Source organism: Dethiosulfatibacter sp., assembly GCF_983023055.1.
Genome location: NZ_CEZJXU010000293.1, coordinates 1 through 3,314, shown reverse-complemented (window position 1 = coordinate 3,314; position 3,314 = coordinate 1). Strand labels below are relative to the sequence as shown.

Here is a 3,314-nt window from a genome sequence, read left to right as displayed (position 1 = left end):
CTCACTAGTAAGAGGGATTCTAGGATCTTTGAAGAAGAACTAGAAACAGGGATATAAGTTAATACTATGAAAATAATCAAGTGAATTATGAGGTGGAAATATGAAGAAGAGATGTGAATGGTGTCTAGGCAGCGAACTGTATATGGAATATCATGACAAAGAATGGGGTGTTCCCGTTCACGACGAAAGGATGCATTTTGAATTCCTCATTCTTGAAGGAGCCCAGGCTGGCCTTAGTTGGATAACCATATTGAAAAGAAGGGAAAACTACAAAAAGGCTTATGACAACTTTGAGCCTGAAATTGTGGCTACCTATGGTAAAGAAAAGATTGAGGAGCTCATGAATGATGAAGGTATCATAAGGAACAGAAGAAAGATTGAATCATCCATTAAGAATGCAAAGTCATTTATTGAGATTCAGAAGGAATTCGGAAGCTTTGATACATATATATGGTCTTTTACCAATCAGGAAACTATATGCGTCGGATATGATGAAATGAAGGATATGCCATCAAAAACTGAGCTTTCCGAAAAAGTAAGTAAGGATCTTAAGAAGAGAGGTTTTTCTTTTGTTGGTCCAACAATAATATATGCGCATCTTCAAGCTATAGGAATAGTTAATGACCATATTAAGTCATGTTTCAGATACAAGGAATTGAAAGAAAAATAATTGAAATGACCAACTGTTTATTTTAAGTATAGGAGGTAGTTATGGAGTTAATAGAAAGATACATAAATGCCGTAGGACACAAAATTTGGAGCAAAAATAGAAAGGGTATCGAAGAAGAGCTTAGATTAATTCTTTATGATAATCTTGAAGAGATATCGGAATCAGGAGAACCCGACGAGGAAAAAGTGAAGGAAATGTTGAGAAATTACGGTTCTCCATCACAGGTGGCATCAAGATATGGAACAAGTGACAAGTATATCATTGGACCCAGGGTCTATGATGCATATCTTTTCGTACTTAAGATTGTACTGACCGTGCTGTTCTTTTTAACTACTGCAGGAGTAATTATATCAATAGTAACTCAGGCCAATGACCTGCATATAGGAATAAGAATACTGGAATTAATTCCAAGGTACATTACAGCCTTTGCAACTGGACTTGGTTTTGTAACAATAATATTCTTTTTAATTGAACGTTTCGACAAGGGAGTTGAATCCGAACTTACTAAGGTATGGAATCCGGACAAGTTGCCTAAGCTTGTGAAGGACAACGATAAGATCAGAAGGACAGGGCAGATTGTAAACATCATGTTTATAGTTCTTGCATTAATTTTATTTAATGCCTATCCTGAAAGAGTAGCGGTATTCTATAGTGATGGTAGCGGTTGGATGTCATATCCTTCACTGTCAAAAACCGCCCTTGAAGCATATCTTCCATTTTGGAATATAATATGGGGAATATCTCTGGTTAATAGCATAATATTAATAAGGATAGGAAAATGGAACTATGTCACAAGGATAGTAAAACTTGTAAATTTAATGTTCATTATTGCAGTTCTGATCTATATGATATCAGGACCTGGAATATTCAATACAGACAGCTTGGTAGCAGTAAGTGATGCTGCAGGTGAGAACCTGGCGGATGTGTTCGAGATTTTGTCTACTATGATGAAGTTTGTATATGGTATAGTGGCTCTTTTAGTGGCAGGAGATATTGGATATACAGTTTACAAATTCATAAAGGAAGAACATTGATTATAAACTGATTTACAAAATTTAGAGTATTAGAATGATTAGAAATAAAAAAAGTCCGCCGAAGCGGACTTTTTGATTTTTATTATTATTTCTCTAATTCTACAATTTTAGCATCAGCAGCATTTTTCTTAACTGATTCTATTCCATGAAGGCAACTATCTTTTGTCTTGTATCCTTGACCTGATGCAATAACCTGACCGTTGGATGCTTTGAGTCTGAATCTGAATTCTCCTGCTTTGTCTTCATATACTTCGAATTTTCCTGACATGTGGTGTTCCTCCTTGAATTTTGTATTTCTTTTATTATATCAGTTTTTTTAAGGATTCCAATGATAATTCACTAATAATATCTAAAATAAAAAATACCTGTTCTATTTATTGACATTGGCATCAGTATTTGATAACCTTTTCATAAGAAAACATTGGAGGTAGTTTTATGGGATGCAATGGAACAAAAACTGAACAGAATCTATTAAAGGCATTTGCAGGTGAATCACAGGCGAGAATGAGATACACCTTCTTCGCTGAAAAGGCAAAAGAAGAAGGATTTGAGCAGATAGCAGCTTTGTTTTTGGAAACTGCGGAAAATGAAAAGGAACATGCATACAGGTTCTTCAAGTTTCTTGAAAGAGGAGAAGGTCTTGAAATTAATGCGGCATATCCTGCGGGAATTGTAGGAACTACTGCTGAAAACCTTAAGGCTGCTGCAGCTGGTGAGAATGAAGAATGGTCTGAGATTTATCCCGAATTCGCAAAGATTGCAGAAGAGGAAGGCTTCAAGGCTGTTGCCACTACATTTAAGATGATAGCAAAGGTTGAAGTTGAGCATGAAAAAAGATATCTTAAGCTTCTTGAAAATGTAGAAAATGAACAAGTATTTAAAAAAGAAGGGAAATCCAGATGGAAGTGCAGAGCTTGTGGTTATGTCCATGAAGGAAATTCCGCCCTTAAGAAATGTCCGGTATGTCTTAAGACTGAAGCATATTTCGAGCTTAAAGAAGGGAATTATTAAATTGTAAATCAACTTTACCAGACAATATAGAATTGGTATTAGGATGGAAAGTGTCTCAGGGCACTTTCTGTACTTACCAGACAATAAACTCATAAATACATAACTAAATACTGAACTTTATTAATCTCATCTTTTTTGTAAAATTTAGCAGAAATATTGATTTATGATTCATAATACTATATAATGTTAGTGAACCAGAAAAGTTAATATATTTCTTCATTTATTTTTAAATGTGGAAAAAGGCAAATTCGATGAAAATCGGAGACGCAAAAGCACAGGTCTAAGGAGTAATATCTATGACGGCTGGTTTACCCAATTTAGGCAGTGAAGATTCTCTGTGCATTGGGTATCCAATGTATTTTTTAGTGCAATGAATTTAATTGTAAGTAGAAAATCAAGGGATATCGATGAATAGGAATACTTCACTCAAAAAACTAGGAGGAAGTATGAAAAAAAGAATTTCGGTTGTATTAATGGTGGTTGTATTGCTTATGGTGTCGTCTATAAGCGCTTTTGCAGCTATAGGTGAGGTAGATCCAGTTATAGAGGCTTTAGTGGATAAAGCTAATGATGAGATTTATAATCTTGTTGATGTGGCT

4 protein-coding genes and 1 riboswitch are annotated in these 3,314 nt (G+C 34.9%); of the genes, 3 read left to right on the top strand and 1 reads right to left on the bottom strand.

What is annotated here, in order from left to right; translation table 11 throughout:
• Nucleotides 1-100 precede the first annotated feature (100 nt).
• Both AC3AX0_RS09835 and AC3AX0_RS09830 read left to right on the top strand, forming a co-directional pair.
• Nucleotides 101-670, top strand: a complete 570-nt coding sequence (locus AC3AX0_RS09835; protein ID WP_487550116.1) for a DNA-3-methyladenine glycosylase I — start codon at nucleotides 101-103, stop codon at nucleotides 668-670.
• Nucleotides 671-711: 41 nt separating this feature from the next.
• Entirely contained in the window at nucleotides 712-1,704 is a 993-nt protein-coding gene (locus AC3AX0_RS09830; RefSeq protein ID WP_487550115.1) for a hypothetical protein, read from the top strand.
• Nucleotides 1,705-1,789: 85 nt separating this feature from the next.
• Here AC3AX0_RS09830 and AC3AX0_RS09825 read toward each other — a convergent pair whose 3' ends face one another.
• The gene (locus tag AC3AX0_RS09825; RefSeq protein WP_487550114.1) at nucleotides 1,790-1,972 is read right to left on the bottom strand and encodes a YegP family protein; all 183 of its coding nucleotides are present in this window, start codon (nucleotides 1,970-1,972) and stop codon (nucleotides 1,790-1,792) included.
• A 167-nt stretch (nucleotides 1,973-2,139) separates the two neighbouring features.
• Between AC3AX0_RS09825 and rbr the strand changes: the two genes are divergently transcribed.
• Entirely contained in the window at nucleotides 2,140-2,715 is a 576-nt protein-coding gene (gene rbr, locus AC3AX0_RS09820) for a rubrerythrin (protein ID WP_487550113.1), read from the top strand.
• Nucleotides 2,716-2,946: 231 nt separating this feature from the next.
• Nucleotides 2,947-3,031: riboswitch (cyclic di-GMP riboswitch) on the top strand.
• Nucleotides 3,032-3,314 lie beyond the last annotated feature (283 nt).